Origin of the sequence: Aminobacterium sp. EBM-42 (genome assembly GCF_001896635.1) — a bacterium.
In the GTDB taxonomy this organism is placed as follows: domain Bacteria; phylum Synergistota; class Synergistia; order Synergistales; family Aminobacteriaceae; genus Aminobacterium; species Aminobacterium colombiense.
In genome coordinates this window covers 1-24,912 of sequence record NZ_MPPC01000018.1, presented here as the reverse complement: position 1 = coordinate 24,912, position 24,912 = coordinate 1, and the positions used below count along the sequence as shown (strand labels likewise).

Below are 24,912 nucleotides of genomic sequence, written 5' to 3'. Positions count from 1 at the left end.
TTTGTTTGGTCCGTACCAATAAGGGTCAGTAGTCAAATGGTTCGGATTTAATGTTTTTCAGGAGGTGGAACAGCAGTGGAGATGAAAAAAGCAAAAGAGAGCTCTAAGAGTATTCGCGCGAAGCACCTAAACGACCAGAGTGACTCCTTCTCTAACGAGATGTCAGACCTGAATCAGGAATTATACCGTTGCCGTTACGATTCATAGAATAAGGATACAATAGAGTCTTAAGGTAAATCAAATCATGGGGCCGCTGGCCCCTTTTTTTATGGCTTATTTCCCCTTTTTAGAAGGGTAAATTTACTGCGGCTAGATTATATAATCTTATTTTTTAATTTTTTTTCAAAAAAATGTTTGCCAGTAACCTAAAGTTGAGTTATAATTCCCGCGACTAATAGGAGGTGACGATTGTTGCAAAGTGCAATCGAAGTTAAGAATTTACATAAATCCTTTGGAAATCTTCACGTTTTACAGGGCGTATCCATGACCGTGGGCGAAGGTGAAGTTGTTTCAGTCATTGGCCCTAGCGGATCAGGAAAAAGCACTTTAGCACGGTGCATATGCCGTCTCGAGGACATTAACGATGGAGAAATCTACCTCTACGGCCAACGAGTCGATAATGGGAAACATTCAAATAAAGAAGTCGCAACCCTCGTAGGAATGATTTTCCAACAATTTAATCTTTTCCCTCATCTTTCAGTTCTTGATAATATCACACTCTGCCCTATCCAGGCCAAGGGGATGAAAAAAAAGGAAGCGGAAGATCTAGCTATTCGGCTTCTCGAGCGAGTAGGCCTCGGGGACAAGGTATACGCTAAGCCAAGCCAGCTTTCTGGTGGACAGCAGCAACGGGTAGCAATTGCGCGAGCTCTTGCCATGCAGCCTAAGATCATGCTTTTCGATGAGCCTACAAGCGCCCTTGACCCCGAACTCGTGGGAGAAGTGCTCGAAGTTATTGCCCAGCTTGCTGAAACAGGCATGACCATGGTGATTATTACTCACGAAATGCTTTTTGCAAAAGATGTTTCTGACAGAATTATCTTTATGGCCGATGGGAATATTGTAGAACAGGGCTCGCCCCAAGACATTATGGTCAAACCTGCTCATCCACGTACTCAGGCCTTTTTACAACGAATGCTTGTTCATTTTGGTGAAGACCTCACAAAGGAAGAAGGAGGTGCGTGCTGAAATGATGCTTGACTTCTCCTCTATAGTTCCCTATTGGCATATGTTCGTGACGGGAGCTGTTTTCACAGTTAAAGCTTCCATTCTTGCCGTTACCCTTGGTTCAATCATGGGAATTTTAATTGGAGCCCTTCGAGTAGTTCCGGTTAAGCCAATTAAGGGGCTGGCAGCGGCATATATTTACGTTATACGGGGCACTCCACTGCTCATACAGCTCTTTTTGATTTATTTTGGATTGCCTTCCCTTGGCATCAACCTCCCCGCTTTTACAGCAGGGATCATTGGTCTCTCTATTAATTCGGCAGGGTATGTGGGGGAAATTGTCCGCGGGGGCATAGAGGCTGTTCCCAAAGGGCAGTGGGAAGCCGCAAAGGTTCTTGGCCTTTCCTATCTGGGGACCATGCGCCATATTATTCTCCCGCAGGCCATACGGAACATGTTGCCGGCTTTGGGGAATGAATTTGTAACCCTTATCAAAGAATCATCGCTGCTGTCGACGCTGGCCATTGCGGAATTGACCATGGTGGGACAGCAGGTTCGAAGCGTTACATACGCCTCTTTTGAAACCTTTATTATGGTAGGACTGATCTATCTGTGTCTTACCAGCTTTACAAGCATTGCTCTTCAGCTTATAGAAAAACGGTGGCAAGTCCATTAAAAAATAAAAAGGAAGGCCGGGGATAATTTCCTCCCCGGCCCTTTAATTCGGCGATGTTGTAGTTTGTGTTTTCTTTCCGTAATATTCCATTTCCCTCATGGCGTCCCTTGCGTCTATATAACCCCATGAAGCTGACACGATTTCACGTATAGAGAGTTTCCTTTTTTCTCTGAGCTCGTTCCACAAATGAAGAGGAAGGAAAAGCCATATTCGAAATATGGTTTCTGATTTCTCCAGGGATTGCTCCGAAAGAACCAAGTACCCTGTCCGGCTGAAAAGAACAACAGGCCTGGATCTCTGGGAGTTCATTCGTTGAAGATCATCGAGAGTAAAAGACAGGCCTTCTAGCTCTGCCATTTCCTTCCCCCCTGGAAGATCTGTGAGAGAAAACCACATTTGCATAGCCTGACCCACTTCATCAAAAAGATTCCCAACACTTTTAATCCACGTCTTTATGCGGGCAACCGACGCATAATCATTACGTGCCAGAGCAAAACGGATGCCCCAATATGCCTGCTTCACAGATAAATCTCGCTCTATAAGATCTAAAACAAACTGCTCGTCTTTTAGGGTTTCTCCTGACATAATATCAGCCACATCATTCCGCAGGAGCCTCTTAAGGATCAGTATTGTTGACATGTGATCCCCTGGAAGTTCAAGCTGTGACAATAAACTCTTACGGAGTTCTGATACCACTTCATCATTCAAAAAAATGGAATGAAAGCCTTCCACGGCCAATGTCAGTGATTGGTTCTGATATAAGAAGACCTCTGCCCGTCTCTCTTCTCCAATTTTGCCCCATTCCCATTTTTCGCCATTCAAATACGATGACGTCCCTATTAAAATCCTATTGTACGGGAGGAGGACGACGACTATGGGTGCTTTTGTTTTCGGTAGGCCAGGCACTGCCATAGCGTCTGGAAGTCTGACAATGTTGCCGCTTGACATGAGCTCATAGATCACCGATATCCCCTCCTTTCTCTAAAAAGGATACCACGTGAGAAAAACGTTATCAAGGAAAACGAGATCGCCAACGGCGATGAAGCCAAAGCCACTGTTCCGGGTGACGGATCACCATTTTTTCTAAAGTCATATCTACACTCCGTGTCATACCCTCTAACTGCTCCTTCTTCTTTCCAACTCCAGAAAAGGTCAAAGGAGAAGATATTATAATCTGATGCCTAAAAGGCGCTATACTGTAAGAAATTACTGGAACGATAGGAACATGAGCCATGAGAGAAATAGCGGCTGGGCCATTGACTGTAGAGCACTCTTTTCCAAGGAAAAGCGACGGCAGCCCTGTGTGACCGCCATCTTGATCTGAAAGCAGTCCTAAAAAAGCTCCATTTTGAGCCAGCCGGACAGATTCTTTCATAATAGATTTTTTCTTTAGGGTGCGAAGGCCCACGCGGCATCTGTAAGATTCTATAAGTTTCGCCACATCTTTGTCGTCAGGATCCCGTACAACAGCATAAAGGGGATACCCTTTTTGACAGAGCCATGCTGCCAGCAATTCCCAATTCCCAAGATGCCCCGTAAGTATGATTGCTCCCTTTTTTTCTTGCACCAGCTGTTCCAGTATGTGTTCCCCTTCTACTTCCACAACCCAGTCGAGAACCGAGGAAGGATCCTTCACAAGTACCAGATATTCTGCCAACATCCAGGCAATATGCCGATATACACCAGCAAGGGTCTTTTGACGCCACTCCTCACTATCCGGGAAAACAGTGTTTTTCATGTTTTCAAGGGCAACTTTTTTTCTGGGGCCTATGAGACAAAGGAGGTTGTCAAAAATAGCAGCACTCAAAGATGCCCTCCAGCCAGGAGCCACAAATTTTTGAAAAATTTGTAATAAAAAAGAACCAGCGCTCACTTTATACACCGTCCTCATAAAAAACAGAAAGCAGAAGAAACGAAAAGGAGCTTCATAACGAAGCCCCTCAAAAAGATCCAAGGTTGCCTCGTGAGAACTGACCGGCAACAGATCATTAAATGACCAATCAGGGGAAAATGATATTATTCCTTTATCTCGATAAGATTAAATCTCTTTTTCCCAAGGCGCACAAAGAGATGACGGCCACCGATAAGGAGTGTTTTTTCAATAGTTCCGTTCTCATCTTCTATCCTGTCACCATTTACATAGACTCCGCCGCCGCGGATGAGACGCCTTGCTTCTCCTTTGCTTTTACATGCTTCAACAGATACAAGAACATCTACAAGAGAACGAGGCAGAGCTGTGCTGATGGTTCCATAGGGCACTTCCTCTGCCAGCATTTCCATCATCTCTTCAGACATATCTTCGTGGGTTATTTCTCCTCCAAAAAGAATTTCACTAGCCCGCGCCACTGTATCTGCAGCATGAGGACTGTGCACTAATGAAGTAACCTCCCAGGCCAACCGTTTTTGAGCTTCACGCTTTTCTGGAGCCGCAAGATGCTTGCTCATAATTTCTTCAATTTCTTCCAGCGGAAGGAATGTGAAAAATTTTAAAAGCTTTTCTACCATTTCATCTTCTGTGTTGATCCAGAACTGGTAAAAACGGTAGGGTGATGTCCGTTTAGGATCAAGCCAAACTGCACCCCCCTCTGTTTTTCCAAACTTCGTTCCTGATGAAGTGAGGAGAAGGGGGTTTGTCCATCCATAGGCCTGGTCTCCCTTTCGTTTGCGAATGAGATCTATGCCAGACACAATATTCCCCTGTTGGTCATTACCGCCCATCTGTATTTTACATCCATACTTTTCCAGCAAGTGCATGAAGTCATAGGCCTGCAGGAGAGTATAAGAAAATTCAGTATAAGAGATGCTCTTTTCCGGATCGTTAAGGCGAGATTTAACATGTTCTTTATTGACCATGTAATTGATAGTAAAAAACTTTCCCACCTCTCTTAGAAAATCAAGAAAGGAGATGTCTTTTAACCAATCATAGTTATTGACAATGAGGGCCGAGTTTTTCCCGCAATTAAAATTCATAAAATGTTCGAGTTGATTTCTAACACCTCTGATGTTTTCCCGTACCGCTTCTGGGGAAAGGAGGTTTCTCTCTTTACTCTTGCCGGAGGGGTCACCAATCATGCCTGTCCCTCCGCCAGCAAGACAAATTGGCCTGTGCCCCATACGTTGCAGCCAGCTCAGAGTCATTATGGGGATAAGGTGCCCCACATGAAGGCTGTCTGCCGTAGGATCGAAACCAATGTACGCTGTAATCATTTCTTCTTTTTCAAAAAACTCATCCAGTTCTTCCGGATGACTGCACCATTCCACAAGACCTCGCTCTTGAAGAGCGCGGAACGCATTAACCATCGATACTTTTCCTCCCACAATAAATAATCAAGTAGTTTTTATAATTCCGGTGCTGTCCATCTAATGTATCCTTCATTGATGGAGGGCATTACTAAAGATATCTCACCGATGTTGCGTATTTTTTCTGCGCCTCTGGCCAGTTCCTCCACATTTACGCCAATATCACTTCCAAGCTTGCTTGCCATGGCACTCGCCCGGGCCACCACGTCGAAAGCATCTGCAAGACGAGCTCCATGAGCGTAAAGCCACGCAAAGGCTTCGGAGTTATTTTTCAAGGCTGGCACAGTACTACTTATTTTTTTCTCAACTTGTATCTCGTCTTTCTGCATAACTCCAAAAATTGCCAGATCCTCTCTGGCTGCGCCTACTACGGTAAGGGGGACATCTGAAGTTCCTCCCGCATGAAATCCTTCAAGACCTTGAATGGATGGCACAAGCACTCGCCACTCTTGCGACCAGAACTCATTTACAAGCTTTACGCCAGCGACGCCCCTATCTGGCAACTGAAGAAGGATACCAGGCAAGGAAAAGAAAATAAACTTACTGCTTCCACCAACGGTGACACACAGCGGACCTTTTAACAATTCTAAAATTTCTTCAGAAGAAAAGGGAAATCCCTCTGGAATCTCTTCTGTCAAATCCTGTTCTATATCCATATGGGCCACATCAGGAACATTAAGACCGCCTGCCAGCATTAGAGGTTCTGGCACAACTATTCGATTGTCCCACCGAATGGGAGAAAGCCTTTCCAGTATAGGTGCCGGTATGACTCCCTCTATGCCAGTTGTTTTCCATCGAAGTTCGCCTTTTTCCTCATTTTCATTCCATGCCGCGTCAAATGTAAAGGGGACAAGAGATACTTCCACACCATCAAGGGATAGGAGCTGAGAAAATATGCCCCCGTCATAGAAACGAAAATGGCTAGCCCAGTCAGCAGAAACCTTCCAACTCATGTCAAGTTTATCTTTCGTATTGTTCAGCACGTCTTTCATCAGATTCAACCCTTCTCTGGAAGTAGATAAAAGGGTGAGCCCGCCATCTATGTGGACATAAAGTGGAGGCATTCCGCTGCTCCCCATCAAAACAACAGAACCATCCTCCTCTTTAGTTATTGAAATCTGCTCCTCAATCTCTTTCCATTCTTGGGGGAATTCCCCATTTTCCAAACTCTGCGTTGTAGCCAGGCTAAAAAGCGCCGATCCGTAAAGATGGGGCTGGTTGCTTTCCCACGTTATAAGACTCGCGCCTTGCTGGGAATAGGAAAGGACTGGAGAAAATCCCTGAACAGCAAGTAAAAAAGGCCTTGCCTGACTTGTTTCTTTAACCAGCTCTTCCGGGAGGTCAAAGTCAAAAACATCGCCTTTCCCTTCGAGGTAGACATATGGAGCTGATGGTTCAGGAATTGGAATAGGCTCGGTAATAGCTCGCTGTTCCGGCTGTTTGCCCATAAAGAATATGGCGAGGCCGATGATTGCAAAGCATAGTATAAAGCCTCCCCAGAAAAATAGCCCTTTCCGCATCGTATTCCCTCCCTGCGATAAAAATCAAACTACTGATGTATCATAAGCTCAAAAGCCCCTAAAATCCAGACGAACAAACAGTATCATTCTTTTTCTTCAACAACTCCGGCCTTCTGACTCGCCGTTTCCAATAGGATAATGGTTGACTCCAAAAGAGGAACGAGAAGATCCGGATTCTCTACACTATCAGTTTTGGTACGAATAGAGGCTGCCAGGCCTGAAATATTAGAGAGTAGGGTATTCAGTTCTTCGTAGCCTCTCTTCTCCAGATAGACAGGAGCAATGACCGACGTTGTAATATCTTTTTGTGGAGTCAGTTCAAACTCTTCCCCCGCAATAGGTACAACGGCCCTATGGTTTTTCTTCTGCAAAGCAAGAGCCAGGGCTTGAGATGACTTAGGTTCGCCATGGGTGACAAAAAAGACAGGGTCTGTTTCAAAGTTGTCCGCCCAGGTTAAAAGGTCGTCTCTGTCTCCGTGGGCAGAAAACCCATTAATAGTATGAAGCTGGGCATTGACTGTAACTTCTTCCCCCGCGATTCGAAGGGTTTTCTCGCCATCCACCATGCGGCGTCCCAATGTTCCTTTAGCCTGATATCCTACAAAGATGATTCTGTTGCTCGGATCCCACACTCCATGCTTCAGATGGTGCACAATACGTCCTCCGTTGCACATGCCGCTTCCCGCCATAACGATAGCGTGCTTAATATCATTGATGCGGCGGGAATCAGCAACACTTTCTACATAGTGAAGCTGTTCAGGCGTAAAGGGATCGTACCCTTCTTTAACATGCTGCTGTATTTCCCTGGAGAACAGACTGAGATGCTTGTTATAAATTTCTGTCGCTTTAACACCCATAGGAGAGTCAAAGAAAATGGGAATGTTGTTTCTCAATATCCCGTCCTTCTGTAAAAGCATCAGTTCATACAGTAGACGTTGTGCCCTGTCAACGACAAACGTGGGGATCATAACTTTAGCCCTGGATTTTAGAGCATGGGCTATTACTTGTCTGAATTCTTCACGAGTTTCCTTGTTTGACTTATGAAGGCGGTCTCCATAGGTAGACTCGATCACCACGTAGTCAGCCCTGGAAATAATAGCGGGATTGCGCTCCATAACAGTTTCCTGAGGACCTAGATCTCCACTGAAAACTATTTTTACTTCTTTACCGTCTTCCTGGGCCCAAATTTCTATAATAGCACTTCCCAAAATGTGTCCTGCATCTCGAAAACGCACGGAAATACCTGGCGCCACCTCTATTTTATCGTCATAGGTTGCCGCGGTAAGAAGCTGGGCTGCTTTTTGAGCATCTTCTTCCCTATAGAGGGGTTCCACCGGGGGCAAGCCTTTTCTTTCATTCTTTCTTGTCTTCCATTCCGCTTCTTCTTTCATTAATCGGACAGAGTCCTGCCAGAGAACATTAACCAATTCTACTGTGGGAAGGGTTGCCCAGACCTTACCTTTAAATCCCTGTTGTACTAGGAGAGGAACTCGTCCCGAATGATCCATGTGAGCATGGGTAAGTACCACAGCATTAAGGCTCGATGGAACAAAGTCAAATTGCGCCCTATTCTTTTCGTCGTCCCCCTTCCCCTGATATATGCCACAATCAACCAGGATGCGGCTTGTGCCGCATTCGATCAGATAATTGGAACCCGTTACTTCTCCTGCTGCTCCGAGTACTTTTAATCTCATTTAGTGCGCCCTGAACGGGGCTGCCTCCCTTCCTGGTTTTCCTCATTATCTTTTGGTATGGGGACAAGACATCGTAGTACTGCACCTTTTCCTGGGGCGGATTTGACTTCAAACTCCCCGTGAAGGGTGGTGAGACGTTCCATAATGTTGGCAAGCCCCCTATGACCCTGTATACGAAGTTCCTCGTAGCTCTTGTAAGGCTCGAATCCTTTTCCATTATCTCGTATTTCAAACGACACCGTAGAAGAATCTATAAGAGATACATCCCCATGGACTTCTGTGGCTTTGCCATGACGGACCGCATTGGAAACTGCCTCCTGAAAGATCCTAAAAAAAGCTAAGACCACTTCTGAAGGCATAAAAAGCTGCTCTTCCACTTCTACCGTTATTTCTATACCATTATGCCTTGCCAGTCTATCAGCTAGCTCGGTAAGTGCATGTTCAAGGCCAAGATCAAGCCATGGAGGAGAAAGCTCATCGCATAGTTCTCGTAGATCTCTCACTGCTATCTGAGCCGCTTCTTCTGCCAATTTTAAATGCCTGCTCTCTTTAGGAGGGCAATGATGATTCATATTGAAAAGACGCATCTGCTGAATCATGGCGGTAATATCCTGCAGCGGCCCATCGTGGATGTCTCGAGCAATCCGTTTTTTCTCTTCTTCCTGCACACTCACCACATCGTGGACATAACGGTTTCGAAGATCGTCACGCTCGATAGCTGTTTTTGCCAACCGGTAAAGGGCCCTGCGAAGCCGACCAAGTTCAAAAACTGCCTGGGGATCATCGGCCTCGGGCAATTCCTTACCCCAGGCCAGGATATCAACCTCCGTCACCATTTTTTTAAGAGGAAGAATGAGCCAACGCCACATTGCCCATACGGCGATAAGGCTCGTAAGAGTCATCAGCACTATCAGAACAGGCCAGATATGGCCAAATCTGAGCATGGGGCCAATGAGCTGGCGCCATGCCACCGCGGCAATAACAAGATGATTGCCTCCATCCAGGGGGTAGACTGCTATGGTGTACCTATCCCCCTTGCGATCTCTGACTTCCACGGCCTTCCCTATTGGGATGCGAGGATCCCAGATAGCCGCAAGGTTGCTTACACCTGGAGAGGCCATAAGGATCTTTCCATCAGCAGTCACCACTGCCACCCATCCAGGTAATGACGGCCCCCACGAAAAGACCCTTAATTTTTTTATTAGAGAGGCAAAAGAGTCGCCCCCCCACATAGGCGTATCCAGGTTAAGCCATGATGCTACATTTTCCGCCAGATCCTCCACATATGATCGCGTCACAGCTTCCATCGCCCACTCCTGATGGATCATGGCAAAACTTGAAACGATAAGGACTGCCATGGTGGGGAGTGTTACAGCTAAAACAAGAACTAATAGCAGGTGTCGCCTCATTCCAGTAATTCCTCAAGAGTGACCACACCATACTTCAACGCTAGAAGCAAGGCTTCCGTTTTATTTCTTGCTCCCAGTTTATCGTAAATAGAAGCAAGATGGGTTTGCACCGTTCTTTCGCTGATAAAAAGTTCCGCTGCCACCTCTTTGCTCGAAAGTCCTTTTGATGCCAATACAAGGACCTCCCTTTCCCGTGCAGAGAGAGATTCAGGCACAAGTTCCCGATCTCCTACAACTGTTGCCACTTCCGAATCAAGGTAGAGCCCACCTTGCACTACGGTCTGGATAGCTCTAATCAGATCCTGGGGAGTAGACGTTTTCAGTATAAAGCCTCTAGCTCCCGCGCGAAGAGACGCTACAACATACTGGTGAGCATCATAGGATGTAAGCATCACCGGAATTACAGGAAGTTTCTCTTCTTTTATACGCCGGGCGATAGAAACACCGTCTTCTCCGGGCATCCGAATATCAAGCAGAGCTACATCAGGTTTGAGATCAACAATAAGCTCCCATGCCTTTTCGCCATCTTCTGCCTCACCAACAAGCTCTATGGAATTTTCTTGCTGAAGATAAGCTGAGAGACCAGCTCTGGTAAGGGGATGATCATCCGCCAATACTACACGTATCGTCATGCTTTTCCCTCCAAGGTCTTAATTGTATCGCTCCTATCATAGCGAATCGACCTTATTTGACAATCCGCGAAGTGACTGAACTCTCACTACGCTATTCTATACCGAGACCCAACTCCTCCTCTATTGGGCGAAGGGCCTCAAGAACCCCATCGATCATTTCATCAAGACTCATATCGAGCATATCAACACCTTTTTGAATGACATCGCGATCCACCCCTCTTGCAAAGGCCTTATCCTTCCACTTCTTCTTTACTGATTTTACCTGCAAATCCTGAAGGGATTTTGATGGACGGACTAGGGCTGCCGCTATAATAAGCCCCGTCAATTCATCTACGGCAAAAAGTGTTTTTTCCATAAGGGTGTGGGGCTCCACATCAGACGTCAACCCCCATCCGTGGGCCTGCACGGCACGAATGATATCATCAGCATATCCCTTTTCCTTAAGCCACAAGGCAGCAAGATGGGTGTGCTTCTCTGGGGCCTGTTCTGTGTGTTCCCAGTCAATGTCGTGAAGAAGACCAACAATGCCCCATTTCTCTTCATCTTCTTGAGACTGTCTTGCAAAATACTTCATGGCAGCCTCTACAGCCAAAGCATGTTTAATATGGGATTCATCTTTGTTGTATTCTCTCAAATGTGCCAATGCCTGTTCCCGAGTAAACTTCATATTTCCTTCCCTCCTCAGCGTTTTAGCCTCTTTGTTGTAAGAAGGCTTTGAGAGCCAGATCCATCTCCTGAAACACTTTTTCTGAAAGCTGACATACTTCTAAAGATGCCTGAGAGCGCATTTCTGAGGCCAGAGCATCAGGATAGGGATAAACAAATACTATCCGCCGTATGCCTGCATTAATAATAGCTTTTGTACAGAAGGAACATGGCTCATGGGTACAATAGAGCACCGCTCCTTCTGTGCGGGTTCCTACAGCCGCGGCCTGGGCGATTGCGTTTATTTCCGCATGGGACCCACGGCAGATTTCATGCCGTTCACCTGAGGGAATGCCTAGCTTGTCCCGTAGACACCCAACTTCAGAACAATGGGGCAGGCCCTTGGGCGCTCCATTATATCCCGTACTTATAATCTGTAAGTCTCTTACTATGACTGCGCCTACTTTTCGTCGCAAACATGTTCCCCTCGTAGCCGCTACCGCAGCTATCATCATAAAGTATGAATCCCAATCGGGACGAATGAATGTCATTATGGCCTCCATAATGTTTTAAGTTTTCAATTAATCGACATTATATCATTCAATAGATCTCACCACTGCCACCTTACCCTATGGTACTATCAATTATATTGTTATATTGCGATCAGAGGTGGGACATTGTGGAAAAATTCAGGCTGATCATCCCAAGAGATCGAAAAGTAGCCTCATGGTGCCTGTACGATGTAGGCAATTCAGCTTTTGCAACAACTATTATGGCAGCAGTGCTCCCCGTCTATTTCAGAGAAATAGCCGCTCCTTTTCTGAAAGGGAGTCTTCCCACTGCCTTTTGGGGCTACACTTCCGCATCTGCTCTTCTCTGCTGCGCTGTGGCTGCTCCTTTTCTTGGCGCCATAGGCGACATGGTCAGAAAGAAAAAAATGATGCTTACCATCTTCACTCTCTTGGGTGTCCTGGCTTCTGCCGGTCTTTTTTTTGTGGATTACGGCCATTGGCAATCTGCCCTCGTATTAATGGCCCTTGGAACTATAGGATTCTCTGCCTCTATGATCTTTTACGATTCTCTTCTGCCCCACATTGTCCCCCTTGATCAGGTGGACATGGTCTCTTCACAAGGGTATGCATTTGGATATCTAGGTGGAGGGGTGCTCCTTGCCATCAACCTGGCGATGATCTGGTTACTCCCAGGAACCCTCGGCCCAAGACTGTCTTTTCTATCTGTAGCTCTCTGGTGGGGAGCGTTCTCTCTTCCCATCCTCATCTTTATACCTGAGCCTCCTGCAAAGACCCTTCTTGTCAGACGGCGTAAAAGTATTGCTGGAGAGGCTATTTTACGACTACGGGAAACCTTCTCTGAAATACGTCAGTACCAAGATTTATTCAGGTTCCTCGTTGCCTTCTGGTTCTACAATGACGGGGTTGGGACCATGATAAGAATGGCTGCTATATATGGGGCAAATGTTGGCATATCAATGGCTCATCTAGTAGGAGCCCTTCTTTTAACCCAATTTGTTGGCGTTCCATTCTCCCTTTTCTTTGGACGGCTTGCGGCCCGAATCGGAAGTAAAAAAACAATTCTAATGGGACTTGCCGGTTATACTGCCATCTCTTTTGGAGCTTTCTTCTTATCCCAGGCCTGGCATTTCTGGATTCTAGCCTTTGCCGTCGGAACGGTACAAGGGGGAACGCAAGCAATGAGCAGAAGCCTGTACGCAAGCTTGCTTCCTCCATCTCGAAGCGCGGAGTTTTTCGGTTTCTATGACATCTCAAGCAAGTTCGCTGGGGTTATAGGACCAGCTATTTTTGGCCTTATCACACACATCACAGGATCAAGCCGTATGGGTGTAGCTGTCGTCGCAACTACTTTTATTGTCGGAGGGCTACTTCTTATAAAAGTTGACGTCCACCGGGGGATCAAAAATGTATCACAGCAAAACTCCCTACAATAAATTCAGAGAAAGGTGGTGCTGGTTTTGAACCGTTTTCTTGTAATTTCAACTGGTGGTACCATCGCTTCAGAGCAGGGCGAAGAAGGACTTGCGCCTGTTTTGACCGGAAATCAGCTGTTAAGGTACATACCTGCTCTACAAGAATTTGGGAAGGTAGATGTTCACGACCTCCTTTCAAAGGACAGCTCGAATATGTCCCCTCTCGACTGGAAACGCATCGCTATGTTCCTTCTCGAACAGGAAAAGCAGTATGACGGATTTATTATTCTTCACGGCACCGATACTATGGCCTATACATCTTCTGCCCTTTCATTTATGCTTCCAAGTTTTACAAAACCGGTGATCCTTACAGGTTCAATGCAGCCAATAACAGTATCTGGAACTGATGCCGCAGATAACATCTATACATCGTTTCTTTTTGCACGTGCCTTGTCTGAGGAAAAGAAAAAAGGCGTTGCCATTTCTTTTGGAAACCAGCTGATCCACGGCCCCCGCTCTCAAAAAATATTGAGCCGCGACTATACGGCATTTTCAAGTATTAATTACCCCCATCTCGGATATATCGAACAGGGAAGGGTTTTTTTAACCCATACACCCAAGCCAGGCTCGTCCCCTCCCTTTTTGAGAGATACCAGCCAAGGCTTTGAGTTTGAAACATCTGTATTTCTATTAACACTATTTCCCGGCTTCCATGCCCGATATCTGGAGTATATTGTGAACATGGAACCAAGGGCCATTGTTATAGAGGCCCTTGGCTTAGGAGGAGTCCCCTACCTTGGGGAAAGTTTGTTGCCGCCTCTCAAACTATCTCAGAACAAGGGCATACCTGTGGTCATCGCAACACAGTGTGTATATGGAGGTGTGGATCTTAATGTATACGAAGTAGGAAGAAAAACCCTCAAAATGGGAGTGATTTCTGGAAAAGATATGACCCGTGAAGCCATTATTACAAAACTTATGGTGTTACTCCCCCACCTAAAACCCTATGAGATCCCGGAATGGCTCCATACCAATATCTGTGATGAGATCACCCTTGGTGGTGAATAGAAACACCGTCTGAACATCGTTTGATGAGGTCGGAAATCTCTAGCTCTGCGCGGATTCCAAAACGAGTCAAGGCAAAATCGTACCGAGCCGGATCAAGGGGTGATATGATCTGAAAGGCACGGGTGATTTCCATTACAGTTTTTAGGTCAGCCTGCTTCCGTATGGTGAAATTGAGAGATCTGCCTATTTTATGCATATGGGTATCTACCGGAACGCAGATGTCTTTGGGTAAAAGGACTGTCCAGCCTCCGGGATCAACGCTATCATGACGTACCATCCATTTAAGAAACAGGAAAAAACGTTTACAGGCACTTCCGTCAGCTGGGGAAGCAAGGAGAGAACTTGCCCCTCCAGCCGCTTCTTTTAGGTTTTCGGCGAAGGCTGTTATCCCCTTAAAAACATTCCTCTCATTCTGTGCAGCAATACAGTGGGCAAGACACTCTTCAAGAGAACCAAAACGTATAAGGAGTCTTTTCACGCCCTTGAGAAAAGAAATGAGCTCTCTTCCAGAAGTAAAACGGTGTCTGAAATCATAATAAAGCTCTTCTAGCGCATCTTGCGAAGCTGAAAGAAGAAAGGAACCAGGGGCATGCTCCATTGGTGATAAAACGCGCTCGACACTGCGATGAATCTGCTGCACCCGTCCATAGGCAAGGGAAGAAGCAATGAGAGCCGCTATCTCCCTGTCTACCTTGTCAGAATAGCGGCGAGGAAATTCCACAGGATCAGGGTGAATCAGATCTGGACGGGTATAGGTTATATAAATTTCTTCCAAAACCTGTCTGTAGCATTCGGGGGAAAAAGGTCCCCCGAATGCAGGCGCTACCGTTTTATATTTTGTTTGTTTCATAGATTTTTTCTGCTATAGCTTCTCCCATAGCGTAACATTCTTTGAGATCCTCTTTTCGAGGTACATATTTTACTTTTATCCCCGGATGGGCGATCTTGATCTTCATTGCTTCCAGCTCCTGATTTAACAGCCTAACCGATTCACCAGCCCAACCATAGGACCCGAAGGCTGCCCCTACTTTATTTATAGGGCGCAACCCCTTCGCATAACAGATGAGATCAGCCATGCGAGGCAAAAACCCTGTGTTCAGGGTGGGGGATCCGAGCACCAGGCCTCTCCCTTCCAGTATTTCAGTCATCACATCACTGTGATGTACTACCCGTAAATCCATCACTACTGTTTCAATTCCTTTATTCATAAGTCCCTCAGCAACATATCGGGCCATTGTCTCTGTGCTATGCCACATGGTATCATACGCCACCACTGCCTTATCCTTACAAAGTCCTTCTGCCCATCTCCTATAGGCAGAAAGAACTTCAGGGACGCGACTCCTCCATATAATACCGTGATCTGGGGCAATCATGTCTATTTCTATGTTCATGCCTGCTATTTCATCAAGTTTTTTAAGCATAAGAGAAGAATAGGGGAGTAAAATGTTTGCATAGTACTTGGCGGTTTGATCCATAAGCTCTCCCCACTCTGCTTCATCATCAAAACGCGCACTCGTAGAATAATGCTGTCCAAATCCATCGTTGGAAATAAGCAGGCGGTCTTCCTTTATATATGAAAACATGCTATCTGGCCAATGAAGCATCCTAGCTTCTATAAAAGAAACTGTCTTACCCCCAAGGGAAATCTCATCCCCTGTAGCAACTACATGTAACGGCCAGCTTTTTACAATGTCTCCAAAATGTTCTATGAGAGCGTCTTTACAGGGTTTTGAAAGAAATATCTTCTCAGGCCTGACTCTATCCACAACCATAGGAAGACTACCAGAATGATCCATCTCTGCATGGCTTACAATAATATAATCTATTTCCTCCAGATTCGTTACTTCCTCGATTCTTTCGATAAATTCTTCGTAATGAGTAGTCTTAACTGTATCGAAAAGAGCTACTTTATCACAACCTTTCACAATATAAGCATTGTAAGTGGAACCTTTTTCTGTAGAGTACCCATGAAAATCTCTCAACGTCCAATCCAGAACCCCTGTCCAGAATACACCCGGTTTGATCTCAAGCGGTATCATTCCTATTTCAACCTCCCGTTCTATGCCTCATGTAAAGAGCTTTATTTTAGCACATTAAAAATGGATGAAGGAGCTTTCTCCGGCGATTTCCCTTTTTTAATAGAGTGATAATCTGCATAGAGCAAAGGTTTTCCTTCCTTCAAGGCTTTAGCGGCCTCAACTTGAGCAATAAAAAGTTTGTGGGTATATACATCTATGACTGAAAGGACTTTGGCTTCTACAGAAGCAAGAGTAAAGTCAGTAACCACCGGAAGTCCTGTGGAACCTGTGATATAAGAGCAGGCATTAAACTTATCAAAATCACGGCCGCAATGAAAACCAAATATGCCTATAAATTTCAGGGGCACACTCTCTTCTAATACAGAAACTGAAAAGCGACGGCTTTTCTCAACCAATTCTGTAGTGTAATTATCTTTGTGAAGACATGCCGCTATGCAAATTGGATCACTTGTCACCTGTATCAAAGCATTTATAATCTGTCCGTTTTTCTTACCCTCAAATTCCGTACTTAATATATATACTCCGTAACTTAAAGAGAAAAGAGCTCTGGGATCAATACTATTCATTGTATTTCCCCTTCCCTTTTTATAATAAAGGGGCATGAGCACCTTCTGCCCCTGCCCCTTCGCTTCGATATCTCTTATCTATAAGGTTAACGATAAATTAGTCTTCTGATTCAGTAGAGAACGGTGTCTGCCCCCGAGCTCCCAACTCTTTATCAAGCATATAGAGGCCATGTTTCGAATCAGAGACAAACTCCAGCTTATGAATGATCTCTTCGGCATGAGCTTCCTCTTCAACCTGTTCCGTAACATACCACTGAAGAAAAATCTGGCTGGCGTGGTCTCTCTCTTCAATAGCCAAGTCAACAAGGTCATTAATACGTCTTGTTACATAACGCTCGTGATCCAATGCTCCCTTAAAAACATCCATGGGGGATTTCCACTCAAAAGGAGGTTCTGCAATAGCCTGAAGCTTAACTCTTCCCCCACGCTCAACAACATAGTGGTAGAATTTCATGGCATGGGTCTGCTCTTCAAAGGCCTGCACATGCATCCAATTGGCCATCCCCATGAGGTTCTGCTCCTCAAAATAAGCTGCCATTGCTAAATATAAATAACCTGAATAGAGCTCTGCATTGATCTGATCGTTAATAGCGTCCTGCATTTTCTTTGATATCATAGTCTACTTCCCTGCCTTCCATAGTCCGTGTATATTGCAATATTCTCTGCTTAATTCTGGCGTAATTTCATGAAATTCAGCTTCAGGAGCATCTCCTGGATTCAAGAATTGACGGTAAATTTTATCCCCTGAAATAACTTCTATCCATTCAATGTAATGCTCAGGTTTCATAGGATGGGGAACACTTCCTACCTTAACTTTTGATCCTTCAATAACTGGCACATGTTTCTCCGTCGAAGCATCGGCCGTCTGTTCCTCTAAAAGTTTCATAGGCTGATTGCAGCAAACAAGTTGTCCTGCTCCGGCATGAAGCACTTCCACAACATTGCCACATAAATCACACTTATATACTTCTAACCTCTTCGTCATCGTCATTCCTCCTCTTGTATGATTTTTGTGTTTGAGATAGTAAAAACTGTATACCTTTTCAGTAGAATTCTCTTTGATTATAACATTATTATCACAGCTATATCCTACCGAGTCGCTAAACTTAATGTATTCATTAATAATATACGGAATATGGGTATATTTGTCAAATTCAGAAAGACAGATCTACCTAACATTTTCGTCTTTAAAAACAGGAATTTTTAAAAAAACAGAGTAAAGAACTGGTACGATAATTAACGTCAAAACCGTGGCAAAAGCCAAGCCAAACATAATAGTAACTGCCAGAGCAGAAAAGAGAATATCAAAATAAAGAGGGATCATACCTAAAACCGTGGTCATAGCTGCCATAAGAACAGGACGAGCACGACTCATAGCCGAATCCACTATAGCTGAAAAGCCCTCTTTTCCTTCCCGTATTTCGAGATCGATCTGATCAATAAGCACAATGGCATTTTTTATGAGCATGCCAGCAAGGCTCAAGAATCCCAGGAGAGCCATAAAGTCAAAAGATTTATGAAAAAGAAGTAATCCCGCCGTTACACCAATAATGGACAAGGGGAGACAAAGAAGGATCATAATGGGTTGTTTAAACCCGTTAAAAAGAACAACTAATATAGCGACCATGGCTAAAAAAGCAATAGGAATCATCCCCACAAGTCCACCTTGAGCTTTTTGAGAACTTTCATACTCGCCTTCCCAACTGAGGCTATATCCTAAAGGAAGAGAAATATTTTCCAGTTCGGGCTTTATACGAGCAAATAAAAGACCTGTTTTCCCAGAACGGGAATCACACTCTACAGAAAAAGTCCTCATACGATTTCGCCTATAAATAACGGGGTCTTCAGCTATGGTATCAATGCTTTTTGTAATCTGAGTTAAGGCTATATATTTTCTCATAAGGGGGCTCCACACTTCTACTTCTGGAAGTGCCCCCAGTCTCGCCCTATCCGCTTTAGGCAATCTAGCTATAATAGGGAGGAGTTTATCCCTCTCTCTGTATAAGCCTGCTTGTATACCCGAAAAGGACATCTCAAGGGCCGATGCTACATCTTGCCGTGTTAAACCAGCTTGTCGGGTTCGCACCTCATCAAGTACGGGACGAATAACCTTGACCCTTTCTCCCCAGTCGCTCCGGATGTTCATCGAATCGGGGGCGTTCCTCATCATATAAAAAGCTTCTTCTCCTAGACGTCGTAAAACACGAGGATCGTCCCCCGTAAACCTCGCCTGTATTTTTGCACCTCCCCCTGTTCCTTTACTAAAGGAACGAACCCTGGGGTCGATATCTGGCATTTCTATATTCATGAAATTTCCCAGTTTACGACGTAAAGACTCTGCTGATTTCAAATCCTTAGCTTCCACTATCAAGTGTCCATAACTATCAGAAGAATCACTTGGCGTATAGGTGAGAATAAAACGAAGGGCTCCCTGTCCCACGTAGCTTGCTACAGAAACTGTCTCTGGCTGTTTCAAAATAAAAGCTTCAACTTTTTCTACCTCTCTCTGGGTCTCTTCTATATAAGCACCCCGAGGACGCCAAAATTCCACTGTAAAAAGGGGGCTTGAGGAGCTTGGGAAAAAAGATTGATCCACAAACGTAAAGCCTATGAGAGCAGAACCAAGCAAACAAACCATAACCAATATTGTTACCTTTCTCTTACGAATACACGCCTTGAGAAATCTTCTATACACCCTATAAAGTTTTGTATCGTAGGGAATTTCTGCTTTTGCTGAAGTTTTTAAAAAACGCACACCGGCTACAGGAGTAACGGTAACGGCAAGCACCCAACTTATAATCAAGGAAATCCCCACCACCTGAAAAAGGCTTTGGCAAAACTCCCCTGTGCTATCTGGGGACAGGCCAATAGGAGCAAAAGCTATAACAGCAATAAAAGTAGCTCCCAACAAAGGCCATTGAGTTTGAGTCACAACACCCACGGCAGAAGATATTCTATCCTCACCACTTTGTATCCGCACAAGAAGGCCATCAGCAACAACGATGGCGTTGTCCACTAGCATTCCCAAAGCTACAATCAATGCTCCAAGAGAAATACTATGAAGATCTATCCTCACAAGTTTCATTGCGATAAAAGTGGCAAAAATTGTAAGCAACAATACCCCGCCAATAAGCATCCCACTGCGGAAACCCATAAATATAAGTAATATGGCAATAACTATACTCAGAGCTTCCAGAAGATTTAATAAAAAGTTATTAATTGCCTTTTGAACTGTATCCGACTGGTAGTAAATAAGCCCTAAATTCATGCCGATAGGAGTCTGCGGCTCTAGTTCCTTGAGCCGCTTCTTTATGGCTTCTCCCATAGCAATAACGTTGCCACCTTCTACGTTGGAGATACCGATTCCAACAGCAGGACTTCCGTTATAACGCATAATTGCCCGTGTCGGCTCTATATAATTACGAGTAACTGTAGCTATGTCATCTAAACGGATCAGCACCCTCGAGGAAGATGCAAGAAGTAACGCCCCTACTTGTTCGACAGAAGAAAACTCCCCAGTTGGAGTTATGCGAATATACTCTGCCCCCGCTCTCACTTTCCCCGATGGAACCACGAAATTCTGAGCTTTGAGAACTTGAAAAAGTTCTCCCATAGAGATACCGAGCTGACTAAGTTTCGTTCTGGAAATTTCTACATAAATAGCCTCTTTTTGTATGCCTGTCACTTCAACACTTGCAACCCCAGGAACAAGGAGCAACTCCCTACGCAGATAATCGGCAAAATCTTCAAGTTCTCTGTAAGAATATCCTTCGCCAGTAAGGGCAAAATAAACTCCATATACATCTCCGTAGTCATCGTTAACTAAAGAACGACTTGTTCCTGGTGGCAAATGCTCTTGAACATCATTTATTTTCCGTCGTAACTCGTCCCATATTTGAGGCAAATCTTTTGCTGTATACGTATCTTTAATATCTACATACACAAGAGAAACGCCTTCCTGAGAAAGAGACCGGACCTTATCCACTTGTCCCATCTGTTGAGCAGCCCGTTCTATAACTTCCGTTACCTCTTCCTCCACTTCTTTTGGCGTAGCTCCTGGATAAGCAGTGGTAACTACTGCGGTCTTAATAGTAAAGGCAGGATCTTCCAGTTTTCCTAATCCTTTATAGGCAAAAACTCCACCTATAATCAAAAAAACTGTAAAAAACCACGTCACGTATCTCTTTTGAATTGAATATTCTGCAATATTCATAATAGGCCTCTACTCGTTAGGAGAAAGGAACGTTACTGGATCCCCTTCGGCTAAATAATTCACTCCAGCCGTAACGACACGATTTCCAACTGTAATATTCCCACCAACAATGACCATATCGCCTTGATACGAATGAATATATACTTCCACCTTATGAACCGTCATGGTTTCTTCATTGATAATCCAAAGGAAATGCGTTGTTCCCTCTCCTGGAACAACGGCTATAGAAGGGACTGCAAATCCTTTAACCTCATGGGCCCCGTTTTGCCCAGTAAATTCAACATTCGCAGTCATACCTGGCAAAACAACTATGTCCTTCGGGTAAGGCATCGTGAATGTAACTGCATACGTCTGTGTTTGTGGGTCGGCTTCTGTAGATATCTCCTTAAAGACAAGAGAGTATTGAGTGTTGGGTGCTGCCTCAAAAGACGAAGATACTCCTAAAGAAGTATTTAAACGAAATTTCATAATATCCTGTTCTGGAATAGAGATCACTATTTCAACCTCTTCCAGATTTTGTAAACTTACAATCGGTTGGTCCTTTGCACGCTTTGAAAATTGTCCACATATCGAGCAGCAATAATACCTTTAAAAGGAGCTTTGAGTTCTGTATCATCCAAGGCACTTTGAGCAGCTTGAACTTGAGATTCTAACCCCTGTATAGTAGCTTCCATCGCCGCAATGTCTTCAGCCCTAGCACCACTTTTTGCCTTCTGAAGTTCCTGACTAGCAGCATTCACTTCCCCTTTCGCCACCTCATAGGTTGTTTTTGACCGCTCTAAATCTACTTGAGCAACAACTCCTTCCTTAAATAAGCGTTCCATCCTTTTATAATCTGCTTCTGCCTCTGCCAATTTGGCTTTCGCCGAAGCAACTTGAGAAGATAAAGCCGAAATTTCTTCTCTTCTTGCTCCAGCTCTCATAGCAGACAGCTGTGCTTTAGCATTATTCAGGGCGCTCTGAGCATTCATCAATTGAACTTTGAAATCTCGAGGATCTATTTGGGCAACAAGATCGCCCTTATTTATAGGTTCACCTTTCTTCACTGGTAACTCAATAAGAGGACCTGACACTCTAAAAGAGAGATCTGCTGTCTTTGAGGCAAGGACTTTACCTGGAAATACGCGTCGTAAAACAACGTCTGGGGCAGAAAGGGTTATATATTTTACAGGACGAGCGATTTTTTCCACAACCTTCTCTTTTTGTTCCTCTTTTCTATTCGATAAAAGGAAAAAACCTCCAACAACAATAAGGATGGCAGCCACGCCCCATAGTCTTTTAAATCTCATTATCTCTCACCTCTATCTTCTCATCGTATTAATTTATAACAGGGTCAACCACCAGTAACGCAACCTCGTATATTCGTTTTGTAATTCCATTCTGTTAATTTTAAAAAACAAGAAATTTATACTCTTTTATTTTAAAATAAATCTTCAAAAAATAGGGTATACAAAAACAAAAAATCACCCAATCTTCTTCCTTCTCGATACGATCCCATTCTTTTGTGATTAAAATTATTTTTGCTTTCTTTATAACGCAAAAGCCCAACCTTTTTTTCAGGTTGGGCTTTTTTAACATGTAAACAATTTTTTGTAAGAGCAGCGTTTCAAAAGATTGCTACTGCGCTGAAAGTCCCCGCTCTTTTAATGTTCCTGGGATAACATTATCCCAAAATGCCGCACAAATACCTGCGACAGCCATGGGCGTTTTCATAATGGCCCAGAGAACCTGACCTATAATACCAATAGAAAAGAATGCATCTTTTTGAGCTTCCACCCACCCAGGGAGACCTAGAGCCATAAGAAAGGCAAAACCTACAATGAGAACGTTCCGTTGGCTAGTCATGTCCGCCCGAAGAAGAATCTGGATACCAAGAGCTCCGATAATGCCAAAAAGGGCAATATAAGCACCGCCAATAACAGGACTTGGAATCGTTGCGATGAGGGCACCAATCTTTCCTACAAAGCTCATAAGGATAAGGAGAATGGCGCCTGTGCGAACTACCCATCGAGAAGCCACACCTGTAAGTCCTATAAGTCCAATATTCTCTGTGTAGGATGTGGTGGCTACAGCTCCAAGCGCCCCAGCGATCGCACAGTTGAGCCCTTCCGCTCCAATCCCTCTATTAATGGTGGCTGGTGCGGGATCTGGCAACCCCGCCACATAGGAGCAAGAGTGATAATCTCCAATGGATTCAATCATTACGGCAAAGAACCCAGCAATTATGGCCCCAAAGGAAAGGATATCAAACTTTGGCAAACCCCATGGCATAATACCAGTGAAACGGAACCAGGGAGCATCCGCCACACTGGCTAGATTTATAAAAGCAGGATGTTCGCTTGGGAAAAAGCCTAGAAGAGAACCTGCTAAGGCTGCTAGATAAGCAATGCTTATAGAGGCAAGGATAGCAAATATGTTGAAATATTTATTTTTACTCATAAGACTGAAAAAGAATACACACACAACAACAATCAATGAAATGGGCCAATAATTGGCCGCATTACCCTGAATGGCAACTGGAGCCAAAGAAAACCCGATCGCCATGATCGTGGGGCCTATAACTATAGGGGTAATGACTTTTCTAATAACCCCTACTATTCTACTATAACCGATGATCGAAAGAAGAATCCCTCCTGCGATAAGGGCACCTCCTACATGCTGCATTACCGCGGCAGGGCCCGCTGCGCCATAAGCTGCAATAATAGTCATAATTGGAGGGATAAAACTGAAACTGGAACCTTGAACAATGGGAAGACCTGATCCCAACCTGGGGTGGGTCTGAATAAGGGTGGCAATACCCATAGCTAAATAAACGCAAGAAATAAAAAAGCCAATCTCTGCCGTCGTCATCCCCATGGCTGGGCCAAAAATAAGAGGGACAAGAGTAGTAGCGCCAAATAACGTTAAAACGTGTTGAAATCCTGCTAACACCATAATCGGGAATGGAGGTTTGTCATCCACCCCGTAAATCAGGTTTTTGCTAGCCATCGTAACACCTCCATTTTTATACTGGCGACATTGTATCAAAAAGGGCAATCGGTTGCATAAAATTTTCATTAACTTGCAAGTTTTTTTAAGATATAATAAAAACACACGGAGGTGGTCTTATGGATAAAGATTTTATGTTTGATGTTAAACGTTGTGCAGAGGTTTTACTCTCTTCTCGAAAAGTGGTCCTTTTAAGCGGAGCTGGTATGTCAACAAATGCGGGCATCCCTGACTTTAGAGGCCCAAATGGCATTTATAGAAAAAAAATGAAAACTGATCCTGAACTTATTTTCGATATTGATTATTTTTATCAAAATCCGTCATTCTTTTATGAATTCCACCGAGAGTTTCTAAAGACTATTAATGAGATACAACCCACATTTTCCCATTATTTTTTTTCTAACATGGAAAAGGGTGGGCTGCTTAAGGGGATTATTACACAAAACATCGATGCTCTGCATCAAAAAGCAGGTTCGGAAAAAGTATTTGAAATTCATGGCAGCATGTGGCAAAGCTTCTGCACCCGATGCGGTCAAGAATATGATTATAAAACTTCTTTCCACAAGGTTCTTAAAGAAAAGGTCCCTCTTTGTGATATCTGTAAAGGTGTTATTAAGCCTGATGTCGTTTTCTTTGGTGAAAATGTAAAGTATCTCAATGAATGTCAGACCCTCATAAAAAATGCAGACATTCTTTTTGTCGTGGGGTCGTCCCTGACGGTAACTCCAGCAGCTTATCTCCCATCTATGTGTTCAGGAAAGATAGTTGTGATCAACAAAGGAGAGATATCTCACGACTATCTGAGCCCTGGAAGGATTTTTATCCATGGGAAATACGATATCGATGAATTTTTTAACGCTCTAGAAGTGGAATTGTCAAATATAGAAGGCAATCCTAAGAGAAAATGAGTTGCCATTAACGTTGGGTCATACTACTATTTTAGTGTTCATTTACCCCCTTGGTTTTCGGAAGAGTGATCAGGTCTGATTTTTGCGTTGTCTTTATGGAATTTATTGAATATCCGGGGTTTTCGAAGGCGATTTGGGGTGT

At 44.3% G+C, this 24,912-nt stretch carries 23 protein-coding genes; 5 read left to right on the top strand and 18 right to left on the bottom strand.

Annotated elements, in window-relative coordinates; translation table 11 throughout:
* Window positions 1-411: 411 nt before the first annotated feature.
* A complete protein-coding gene (locus BUC50_RS05520; RefSeq protein ID WP_013047824.1) occupies window positions 412-1,188 on the top strand; it encodes an amino acid ABC transporter ATP-binding protein in 777 nt (258 codons plus the stop codon).
* Between the two features lies 1 nt (window position 1,189).
* Complete coding sequence (locus tag BUC50_RS05515) at window positions 1,190-1,843, top strand: amino acid ABC transporter permease (protein ID WP_013047823.1); 654 nt, start codon at window positions 1,190-1,192, stop codon at window positions 1,841-1,843.
* A 42-nt stretch (window positions 1,844-1,885) separates the two neighbouring features.
* Here the strand turns inward: BUC50_RS05515 and BUC50_RS05510 are convergent, their stop codons facing one another.
* The 9 genes from BUC50_RS05510 to BUC50_RS05470 form a co-directional block, all read right to left on the bottom strand.
* Complete coding sequence (locus tag BUC50_RS05510) at window positions 1,886-2,806, bottom strand: hypothetical protein (protein ID WP_013047822.1); 921 nt, start codon at window positions 2,804-2,806, stop codon at window positions 1,886-1,888.
* A 49-nt stretch (window positions 2,807-2,855) separates the two neighbouring features.
* Window positions 2,856-3,650 (bottom strand): lysophospholipid acyltransferase family protein, encoded by a 795-nt coding sequence (locus tag BUC50_RS05505; protein ID WP_286677218.1) that lies wholly within the window; start codon window positions 3,648-3,650, stop codon window positions 2,856-2,858.
* Window positions 3,651-3,859: 209 nt separating this feature from the next.
* Window positions 3,860-5,143: a tyrosine--tRNA ligase gene (tyrS, locus tag BUC50_RS05500; RefSeq protein ID WP_013047820.1), complete on the bottom strand. Its 1,284-nt coding sequence runs from the start codon at window positions 5,141-5,143 to the stop codon at window positions 3,860-3,862.
* Between the two features lie 38 nt (window positions 5,144-5,181).
* Window positions 5,182-6,663 carry a hypothetical protein gene (locus BUC50_RS05495; protein WP_286677217.1) on the bottom strand — a complete coding sequence of 494 codons (1,482 nt, stop codon included), beginning with the start codon at window positions 6,661-6,663 and terminating at the stop codon, window positions 5,182-5,184.
* An 83-nt stretch (window positions 6,664-6,746) separates the two neighbouring features.
* Window positions 6,747-8,357 (bottom strand): MBL fold metallo-hydrolase RNA specificity domain-containing protein, encoded by a 1,611-nt coding sequence (locus BUC50_RS05490; protein WP_013047818.1) that lies wholly within the window; start codon window positions 8,355-8,357, stop codon window positions 6,747-6,749.
* Window positions 8,354-9,766, bottom strand: a complete 1,413-nt coding sequence (locus BUC50_RS05485; RefSeq protein WP_013047817.1) for a sensor histidine kinase — start codon at window positions 9,764-9,766, stop codon at window positions 8,354-8,356. The genes BUC50_RS05490 and BUC50_RS05485 overlap by 4 nt, the downstream gene beginning before the upstream one ends.
* Window positions 9,763-10,398, bottom strand: a complete 636-nt coding sequence (locus BUC50_RS05480; protein WP_013047816.1) for a response regulator transcription factor — start codon at window positions 10,396-10,398, stop codon at window positions 9,763-9,765. The genes BUC50_RS05485 and BUC50_RS05480 overlap by 4 nt, the downstream gene beginning before the upstream one ends.
* Window positions 10,399-10,489: 91 nt before the next feature.
* The gene (locus BUC50_RS05475; protein WP_013047815.1) at window positions 10,490-11,065 is read right to left on the bottom strand and encodes an HDIG domain-containing metalloprotein; all 576 of its coding nucleotides are present in this window, start codon (window positions 11,063-11,065) and stop codon (window positions 10,490-10,492) included.
* Between the two features lie 22 nt (window positions 11,066-11,087).
* Window positions 11,088-11,594, bottom strand: coding sequence for a deoxycytidylate deaminase (locus BUC50_RS05470; RefSeq protein ID WP_013047814.1), 507 nt, complete (start codon window positions 11,592-11,594; stop codon window positions 11,088-11,090).
* Window positions 11,595-11,722: 128 nt separating this feature from the next.
* Between BUC50_RS05470 and BUC50_RS05465 the strand changes: the two genes are divergently transcribed.
* Both BUC50_RS05465 and BUC50_RS05460 read left to right on the top strand, forming a co-directional pair.
* Window positions 11,723-13,009 (top strand): MFS transporter, encoded by a 1,287-nt coding sequence (locus BUC50_RS05465; RefSeq protein WP_013047813.1) that lies wholly within the window; start codon window positions 11,723-11,725, stop codon window positions 13,007-13,009.
* Window positions 13,010-13,033: 24 nt separating this feature from the next.
* Complete coding sequence (locus tag BUC50_RS05460; RefSeq protein WP_273015409.1) at window positions 13,034-14,056, top strand: asparaginase; 1,023 nt, start codon at window positions 13,034-13,036, stop codon at window positions 14,054-14,056.
* Here BUC50_RS05460 and BUC50_RS05455 read toward each other — a convergent pair.
* The 9 genes from BUC50_RS05455 to BUC50_RS05415 all read right to left on the bottom strand — a co-directional run bounded on the left by BUC50_RS05455 (window position 14,037) and on the right by BUC50_RS05415 (window position 23,862).
* Window positions 14,037-14,906 carry a TIGR02757 family protein gene (locus BUC50_RS05455; RefSeq protein WP_013047812.1) on the bottom strand — a complete coding sequence of 290 codons (870 nt, stop codon included), beginning with the start codon at window positions 14,904-14,906 and terminating at the stop codon, window positions 14,037-14,039. The two genes, BUC50_RS05460 and BUC50_RS05455, sit on opposite strands and share 20 nt — an antisense overlap.
* The gene (locus tag BUC50_RS05450; RefSeq protein ID WP_013047811.1) at window positions 14,887-16,095 is read right to left on the bottom strand and encodes an FprA family A-type flavoprotein; all 1,209 of its coding nucleotides are present in this window, start codon (window positions 16,093-16,095) and stop codon (window positions 14,887-14,889) included. The genes BUC50_RS05455 and BUC50_RS05450 overlap by 20 nt, the downstream gene beginning before the upstream one ends.
* A 41-nt stretch (window positions 16,096-16,136) precedes the next feature.
* A complete protein-coding gene (locus tag BUC50_RS05445) occupies window positions 16,137-16,661 on the bottom strand; it encodes a flavin reductase family protein (protein ID WP_013047810.1) in 525 nt (174 codons plus the stop codon).
* A gap of 97 nt (window positions 16,662-16,758) precedes the next feature.
* Window positions 16,759-17,277, bottom strand: coding sequence for a ferritin (locus tag BUC50_RS05440; protein ID WP_013047809.1), 519 nt, complete (start codon window positions 17,275-17,277; stop codon window positions 16,759-16,761).
* 3 nt (window positions 17,278-17,280) lie between these two features.
* On the bottom strand, window positions 17,281-17,646 hold the full coding sequence (locus BUC50_RS05435) for a desulfoferrodoxin (protein ID WP_013047808.1): 366 nt from the start codon (window positions 17,644-17,646) through the stop codon (window positions 17,281-17,283).
* Between the two features lie 183 nt (window positions 17,647-17,829).
* A complete protein-coding gene (locus BUC50_RS05430) occupies window positions 17,830-20,874 on the bottom strand; it encodes an efflux RND transporter permease subunit (protein WP_273015410.1) in 3,045 nt (1,014 codons plus the stop codon).
* Between the two features lie 9 nt (window positions 20,875-20,883).
* Window positions 20,884-21,369, bottom strand: a complete 486-nt coding sequence (locus tag BUC50_RS05425) for an efflux RND transporter periplasmic adaptor subunit (protein ID WP_273015411.1) — start codon at window positions 21,367-21,369, stop codon at window positions 20,884-20,886.
* Window positions 21,370-21,398: 29 nt separating this feature from the next.
* Complete coding sequence (locus tag BUC50_RS05420; protein ID WP_286677216.1) at window positions 21,399-22,064, bottom strand: HlyD family secretion protein; 666 nt, start codon at window positions 22,062-22,064, stop codon at window positions 21,399-21,401.
* 427 nt (window positions 22,065-22,491) lie between these two features.
* On the bottom strand, window positions 22,492-23,862 hold the full coding sequence (locus BUC50_RS05415; protein WP_013047805.1) for a uracil-xanthine permease family protein: 1,371 nt from the start codon (window positions 23,860-23,862) through the stop codon (window positions 22,492-22,494).
* A gap of 119 nt (window positions 23,863-23,981) precedes the next feature.
* Here BUC50_RS05415 and BUC50_RS05410 point away from each other — a divergent pair, with 119 nt between their 5' ends.
* Complete coding sequence (locus BUC50_RS05410) at window positions 23,982-24,770, top strand: SIR2 family NAD-dependent protein deacylase (RefSeq protein WP_013047804.1); 789 nt, start codon at window positions 23,982-23,984, stop codon at window positions 24,768-24,770.
* The last annotated feature ends 142 nt before the right edge of the window (window positions 24,771-24,912 follow it).